Here is a 7,112-nt window from a genome sequence, read left to right on the forward strand (position 1 = left end):
GGCACCGCAGGCCCTGCGCGTGCTCGACGCGGCCGGCTGCGACGTGATCCTGGTCGAGACGGTCGGGGTGGGCCAGAGCGAGGTCGAGATCGCCGGCCTGGCAGACACCACGCTGGTGCTGCTCGCACCCGGGATGGGTGACGGGATCCAGGCTGCCAAGGCCGGGATCCTCGAGATCGGCGACCTCTATGTCGTCAACAAGGCCGACCGGGACGGAGCCGACCAGGTCCGTCGTGACCTCAGGTCGATGCTGGCGCTCGCCGAGCGTCGCGAGGGCGCGTGGAGGCCGCCGATCGTCTCCACCGTGGCCGTCCGCGGCGAGGGCCTCGACGAGGTCGTCGCCGAGATCGACCGGCACTTCGCCTGGCTCACGGCGACAGGCGAGCTCGCCACGCGACGTACGCGCCGGGCGCGCGACGAGATCGAGGCGATCGCGGTCACGGCGCTACGAGCCAAGTGGGGCGATGTGCACGGGCGCTCCGAGCTCGACGAGCTCGCGCGTACGGTGGCGGCCAACGAGTCCGATCCCTACGCGGCGGCCGACACACTCCTGGCCGCCTACGAGTCCTGAGGCCGCGAGCCTCCACGCTCAACCGACCAGTTGCTGGTAGACAAGGAGCCGTCCTGTGCACTGCTTTCTCGAGGAGTACCCCCGATGAACCTGAAGAAGGTCGTCATCGCACTGGTCGTGGTGTTCCTCGGCTTCTGGATGTTCACTGACCCCAACGGCCTCGCCGAGGCAGCCAAGTCGACGGCCGACCAGGCCTGGGTCCTGGCCAAGCAGCTCTTCACGGCGATCATCGACTTCGTCGGCGCCCTTTCGTGATCCGGGGGGTGCTGACGTGAGCGGCGTCTTCGACCCCAACATCCGCCGGCACCTGCTCCGCGAGGAGGGGGAGGTCATCGTGGACGAGGTCCGTCACCACGGCATCGTCTACGCCCTGCCGGTCGTGGAGACGGTGGCAGCGCTCGCGCTGGTGGTGGCGGTGCCGTTCGTCGACCTCGATCTCGCGTGGTTCCCCTTCGCGCTGGCGCTCGCGATCCTGGCCCACGCCGCCTGGCGCGCGCTGAGCGAGCACATGGACCGTTTCGTGATCACCAACATGCGGGTCTTCCGCGTGCACGGCGTCCTCTCCCAGCAGCTTGCGACCATGCCCTTGTCGCGGATCCTCGACATCACCGTCAAGAAGCCCCTGCACGGCCGGCTGCTGGGCTTCGGGCACTTCGTCTTCGAGTCCGCCGCGCAGGAGCAGGGGCTGCGCGACATCCGCTTCGTCGGTCGCCCCGACGAGCGCGACCTCGCCATCCAGCGGGTCGTCCAGCGCTCGGGCCTGCGCGGCCCCCGCGTGACCAACTGAGCCCCAGCGATGGACGAGCGCCTCGTCGAGCTGGTCCTGAGGGCGGTCGACCTGATCCCGCCCGGTCGCGTTGCGGCGTACGGCGACCTCGGGCGCATCGTCGGCATCGGGCCGCGGCAGGTCGGCGCCGTGATGAGCCGCCACGGCGACGGGGTGGCCTGGTGGCGGGTGACCAACGCGTCCGGAGGGTTCGCGCCCGACCTGCTGGAGCGCGCGCGCCCGCACTGGCTCGAGGAGGGCATCGAGCTCTCGCCCGGTGGTGGTGGCTGTCGCATCACGGAGCACCGGGCGGACCTCGCCCGGCTGGCCGTCGGGTGGCGCGAGTCGGTGGCGGATCTCGACCCGCCGGGGGAGTGAGCACGCTCACTCGCCTCAAACATGCACTGTCATGCAAAATTGCCCTACAGTGCAGCTATGAACCTGGATCTGCCCTCGCTCGGGCTCCGCGCTGCCAAGAAGGAGCGAACCCGACAGGCGCTGGGCGAGGCCGCCGTCGCGATCGTCGCGACGGAGGGCATCGACGCCCTGACCGCCGAGCGGATCGCCGCAGAGGCGGGGGTGTCACGCCGCACGCTGTTCAACTACTTCGCCCGGGTCGAGGACGTGCTGACCGCCTCCATCGAGCAGGTCACCGAGGACACGGTCGCCGCGTTCGTCGCGCGACCCCCGAGCGAGCCGCTGCGCGACTCGATCGTCGCGGTGCTGGGCGGGTTGCTCGACGACCCCGTCTTCGCCCAGGCGTTCGTGCTCGAGCGCGCTGCCGAGGCGTCGCCGGCGACCCGCCGCTTCCTGCGCGAGTTCTCCGACTCCCAGATCGACGCGTTCGAGGCCGGTCTGCGCGACCGACTCGGGCCCGACGCCGACCCGGTGTACGTCGCCTCCCTGGCTGCCTCGGCCGGCGCCATCCTCACCCGGATGACGCGACTCGTCGTGGCCGAGACGCCCGACGCCGACCCCAGCGACGCGTCGGTCACCCGACGCCACCACGACGCGACCCGTCGAGCCTTCGACCTCCTCTTCGCGGGCTTCGACGAAGCCGGCGCCCTCACCGACAAGGACAACTGACATGGCCTCCTTCCTCTACCGCCTCGGCCTGGGTGCCGCCCGACGCCCCGTCGCCGTGGTCGTCGCCTGGGTGCTGATCCTCGGCACCGTGGCCGGCGCGATGCTGTCGTTCCAGCGGCCGTTGACCAACGAGTTCGAACTGCCCGACAGCGAGTTCGCGCAGGTCCTCGACGAGCTCGGCGAGCAGATCCCCGAGGTCGCCGGCGGCACCGGCACCGTGGTGCTGCACAGCGAGGGCGGCTTCACGCCGGCCCAGCGCAGGGCCATCGACGCGACCATGGCGCACTGGCGCACCCTGCCGCACGTCACCGGCACCGTCGACCCGTTCGAGACCCAGCGGCAGCTGGACCAGGGCTCGGCCGACCTCGCCGAGGGTGAGGCGCAGCTGCTCGACGGCCGCCGCACCTTCGACCGGGGTGCCCGACACCTCGCGCAGCTCCGCTGGCTGATCGGCGAGGGCGAGCGCGACATCGCCCGACTGCAGCGCACCGACCCGGACAACGCGACGCTGCCCTCCCGTATCGACGGCCAGGCCGAGCTCGATGCCACCCTGGCGGCGGGGGAACGCAAGCTCGACCGCGCCCGGACCCGGCTCGAGGACGGACAGCAGAAGTACTCCGACGCCGCCGCGCTCCGTGGCCTCGGCGACGGGATCCGGCTGGTCAGCAAGGACGGCACCACCGCGTTGGTCCAGATCCGCTTCGACGAGAGCATGCAGGAGATCTCGCCCGACGACCTCGCCCTCGTCCCCGCGGCCGGCGAGCAGCTCGCCGGCGCCGACGTGGAGGTCGACTACGGCCAGGAGCTGGTCTTCGTCACCCAGGTGGGCGGCATCGGCGAGCTCATCGGTGTCGCGGTGGCGGCCGCGGTGCTGCTGGTGATGCTCGGCTCGTTCGTGATGGCGGGCCTGCCGTTGGCCATCGCGTTCGCCGGCGTCGGCGCCAGCCTGATGGGCGCCATGGCGCTCACGCAGTGGCTCGACATCCAGCAGATGGCCCCGGTGCTGGGAGCCATGCTCGGCCTGGCGGTCGGCATCGACTACGCGCTCTTCATCGTCAACAGGCACCGCCGTCAGCTCGCCGACGTGGTCCGCGACGGCGCGCAGACCACTCGCGAGGAGATCCGGCACAGCATCGGGCTGGCCACGGGCACGGCTGGTACGGCGGTCGTGGTCGCCGGAGCAACCGTGATCATCGCCCTGGCCGCGCTCCTGGTGTCGGGCATCCCGACCCTGATCCAGATGGGCCTGCTGGCCGCGGCGACCGTGACCGTCACGGTGCTGGTGGCGCTGACCCTGACCCCCGCCCTGCTCTCGTTGGCGGGTGGCCGGGCCGTGCCCCGCAAGGCTGCGAGGGCAGCCTCGCTCGGCGAACCCCACCACGACGGCTGGCCCGAGAAGTGGGTGGACGCGGTCACCCGGCGTGCGCCCGCCGCGATCGTGGCCGTCGTCATCGTCATGGGTGCGCTCGCGGTGCCAGCCCTGTCGCTCCGGCTGGGCCTGCCCGACGGTGGTTCCGAGAGCCGTGACTCGACTGCCTTCCGGGCCTACGAGCGGGTCGCCGACGCGTTCGGCACCGGTGCCAACGGCCCGATCCTGGTCTCGGCCAGCGTGGAGTCGCCGATTGCCAGGAGCGACCTCGTCGCCGAGGAGGCGCGGATCGGTACGGAGATCGCGGCCGTCGAGGGCGTCCGCGACGTCCTTCCCATCGGGGTCAGCGAGGACCGTCGGACGGTCGCCTTCCAGGTCGTCTCGCAGGAGGGTCCGTCGGCCGAGCAGACCGTGGCGCTCGTGCACGAGCTCCGCGGTCCGGTGAGCGACGAGCTGGCAGGCGCGGGCGTCGACCTCGGCGTGACCGGCCAGGCCGTCGCCAACATCGAGGTCTCCGAGCGACTGGCCGGCGCGCTGCCGCTCTACGTCGCGCTCGTCATCGGGCTCTCGCTCGTGTTGCTGATGATCGTCTTCCGGTCGGTGCTGGTGCCCGTCCTCGCGACCGCGGGCTTCCTGCTGTCGGTCGTGGCGAGCTTCGGCGTCATCGTCGCGGTCTACCAGTGGGGCTGGCTCGGTGGCGTCTTCGACGTCCACAGCCCCGGCGCCGTCTTCAGCTTCATGCCGACGCTGCTGATCGGCATCCTGTTCGGGCTGGCGATGGACTACCAGATGTTCCTCGTGTCCGGGATGCGGGAGTCCTACGTGCACGGCCAGGATGCTCGCCAGGCCGTGCGGAGCGGCTTCGCGTCCGGCGCTCGTGTCGTCGCGGCGGCCGCGCTGATCATGGTCGCGGTCTTCTCCGGCTTCGTCTTCTCGCACATGACGATGGCCCGCCCGATCGGGCTCGGGCTCGCCGTCGGCGTACTGCTCGACGCGTTCCTGATCCGGATGACGCTCACGCCTGCGGTCATGTCGCTGCTCGGCGACAAGATCTGGTGGATGCCGGTGTGGCTGGACCGGCTGCTGCCGCACCTCGACGTCGAGGGGTCGGCGCTGGTCGACAAGCAGCGGCCGCCGCGGCGCGAGGCGGAGCAGCGCGAGGACGTGCTCGTCTAGCGTCCTGCTGGCGCTCTGCTAGGAGTCGGGATCGCTGTCGGCCAGGTGTCTGACGTGGATGGGGTCGGCGAGCTCCCGGTGATCGGTGCGGACGGCCGCGAACGTCCAGAGCTTGTTGATCACGAAGGACAGCGGGGTCACGACCGCGATCACGATCAGCTGCGCCCAGTAGAGGCGGGTCCGGAAGCCGCTCGAGTCGTCGAGGACGGAGGTCGGCAGGCTCAACAGCGAGTGCGGGTGCAGGAGGCTGGTCAGGAGTGCCAGGCCGATGGCCTGCCCGGCGAGGCCGACTGCGAGGAACGGGACGTATTCCCTCCACCACGGGGTGTGGCCGGCGCTGCGGAAGGTCCAGCTGCGGTTGAGCTGGAAGTTCCAGAGGTTGGCGACGAAGAACGCCACGGTGGAGTAGACGTGGTACCAGCGGAGGTTGAACTCGCCGATCGGCAGCCCGAAGACCGCCTCGTCGAAGCCGGGACCGAGTCGCTTGACCACGATCAGGGTGAGCAGGTTGACCACGACTCCGGAGGCGCCGACCACACCGAAGCGCGCCAGCAGTACGACGTTGTGTCGGTGGCGGGCGATCAGGGCGGCGGCGGGCACGCGGCGAGGCTACCGGCGACAGGTGGCTGGGGGCGCATTCGCCCCGGCTGGGCAGACACGGAAGAATGGCCCCATGACGCAGCAGCCGTTCTCCCGTCCCGGTGCGATTGACCTCTCGGCGCTCAAGCGCCCCGCACAGCCTCCCGCCTCCAGTGCTCCCGGCGGGACCCCGTCGAGCTCCGGCGTCGCCCACTCGGCGTACTCCCTCGACGTGACCGAGGAGAACTTCCAGCAGGTGATCGAGTCGTCGATGGCGGCACCGGTGCTGCTGGTGTTCTTCTCGCGCACCAAGATGCCCGAGAGCGGTCACCTGGCCGAGGACATGGCGACCGTGTCGGGCGAGTTCGAGGGGCGCTACCTCGTGGGACTCGTCGACATCGACGCCGTGCCTCAGATCGCGCAGGCCATGCAGATCCAGTCGATCCCGCTCGTCGTCGCCGTGGTCGACGGTCGCCCGATGCCGCTCTTCCAGGACGTCGTGCCGATCGAGGAGCTGCGGACCGCGCTGACGCAGGTCGGCCAGCAGCTCACCACCCAGGGCGTCACCGGCCGCCACCAGCCGCGTGGGGTCGCGCCCGTCGAGGGCGAGGAGGAGCAGGTCGACCCGAGGTACGCCGCCGCGCAGGACGCGTTGGGGGAGGGCGACATCGACCTCGCCGTTGCCGAGTACCAGAAGCTCGTCGACGCCAACCCGGCCGACACCGAGGCCACGGCCGGCCTGTCGATGGCCAAGGTGCTGCAGCGGACCCAGGGCGCTGACCTGAACGCCGCGCGGGCCGCCGCCGCCGCGGCGCCCGACGACGTCGACGCGCAGACGATGGTGGCCGACCTGGACCTGCTCGGCGGACACGTGGAGGACGCGTTCGCCCGGTTGGTGGCGCTGGTCGCCCGGACCGCTGACGCCGACCGGACGAGGGCCCGCGACCACCTGCTCGGGCTCTTCGCGGCGGTCGGCAACGACGACGAGCGGGTGCTGGCCGGGCGACGGAACCTCGCGTCAGCGTTGTTCTGAGAACCACTTCCTGAGGGTCGGCGTGGCGCGGGGGTCGTCCTGCACGCGGTGGCTGACTCTGTTGAACGTCCGGTGCTCAGCACCCAGGTTCTCCAGGGATTCTGCAGTCTCCTCGTAGAGCGGCCGCTCACCGCCGGTGATGACGAGGGTCTTCGTGCTCAGGCCGCGCAATCCGACGTCCCACGGCGGACGCATGGCCCGCAGTCGGCTGACTCTCTCCTCGAGCACGTCGTCGGGCAGGTCGGGTGAGTCGAAACCCATGCCGGCCGCGAACCTGAGCGAGAAGTCGCGCGTCGACACGCCGGCGGCGTCGGCCACCTCGAAGACTGGCCTCATCGCCGCGATGTGCTCCTCGACTGCCGTCTGTCCGCGCGCGAGGTCGAAGCAGGCCGGCTCGAGGAGCGCGAGGGAATGCACCAGGTCCGGGTGTTCCTGGGCGGCCAGGAGCGCGGCGTTGGCGCCGTAGGAGTGGGCCACCACGTGCCCGCCAGCCTTGTCGCGCAAGTGGTCGAGAACGCGGCGCGCGTCGCGG

The 7,112-nt window shown here is 71.0% G+C and carries 9 protein-coding genes; 7 read left to right on the plus strand and 2 right to left on the minus strand.

Annotated features, from left to right (window positions below):
* The 6 genes from RMO85_RS15790 to RMO85_RS15815 all read left to right on the plus strand — a co-directional run.
* A partial coding sequence (locus RMO85_RS15790; RefSeq protein WP_397204098.1) for an ArgK/MeaB family GTPase occupies positions 1–571 on the plus strand: 571 nt, incomplete at its 5' end.
* Between the two features lie 84 nt (positions 572–655).
* Positions 656–826 carry a hypothetical protein gene (locus tag RMO85_RS15795; RefSeq protein ID WP_310529677.1) on the plus strand — a complete coding sequence of 57 codons (171 nt, stop codon included), beginning with the start codon at positions 656–658 and terminating at the stop codon, positions 824–826.
* A 16-nt stretch (positions 827–842) separates the two neighbouring features.
* Positions 843–1,358 carry a PH domain-containing protein gene (locus tag RMO85_RS15800; protein ID WP_310529678.1) on the plus strand — a complete coding sequence of 172 codons (516 nt, stop codon included), beginning with the start codon at positions 843–845 and terminating at the stop codon, positions 1,356–1,358.
* A gap of 9 nt (positions 1,359–1,367) precedes the next feature.
* A complete protein-coding gene (locus RMO85_RS15805; RefSeq protein WP_310529679.1) occupies positions 1,368–1,715 on the plus strand; it encodes an MGMT family protein in 348 nt (115 codons plus the stop codon).
* Between the two features lie 57 nt (positions 1,716–1,772).
* The gene (locus tag RMO85_RS15810; protein ID WP_310529680.1) at positions 1,773–2,423 is read left to right on the plus strand and encodes a TetR/AcrR family transcriptional regulator; all 651 of its coding nucleotides are present in this window, start codon (positions 1,773–1,775) and stop codon (positions 2,421–2,423) included.
* Between the two features lies 1 nt (position 2,424).
* On the plus strand, positions 2,425–4,968 hold the full coding sequence (locus tag RMO85_RS15815; protein ID WP_310529681.1) for an MMPL family transporter: 2,544 nt from the start codon (positions 2,425–2,427) through the stop codon (positions 4,966–4,968).
* 18 nt (positions 4,969–4,986) lie between these two features.
* Here the strand turns inward: RMO85_RS15815 and RMO85_RS15820 are convergent, their stop codons facing one another.
* On the minus strand, positions 4,987–5,568 hold the full coding sequence (locus RMO85_RS15820; RefSeq protein ID WP_310529682.1) for a GtrA family protein: 582 nt from the start codon (positions 5,566–5,568) through the stop codon (positions 4,987–4,989).
* 73 nt (positions 5,569–5,641) lie between these two features.
* Between RMO85_RS15820 and RMO85_RS15825 the strand changes: the two genes are divergently transcribed.
* The gene (locus tag RMO85_RS15825) at positions 5,642–6,580 is read left to right on the plus strand and encodes a tetratricopeptide repeat protein (protein WP_310529683.1); all 939 of its coding nucleotides are present in this window, start codon (positions 5,642–5,644) and stop codon (positions 6,578–6,580) included.
* Here RMO85_RS15825 and RMO85_RS15830 read toward each other — a convergent pair.
* The coding region (locus tag RMO85_RS15830; RefSeq protein WP_310529684.1) for an alpha/beta hydrolase at positions 6,566–7,112 on the minus strand (547 nt) is incomplete at its 5' end. The two genes, RMO85_RS15825 and RMO85_RS15830, sit on opposite strands and share 15 nt — an antisense overlap.

The organism is Nocardioides sp. (genome assembly GCF_031422975.1).
Classification (GTDB): domain Bacteria; phylum Actinomycetota; class Actinomycetes; order Propionibacteriales; family Nocardioidaceae; genus Nocardioides.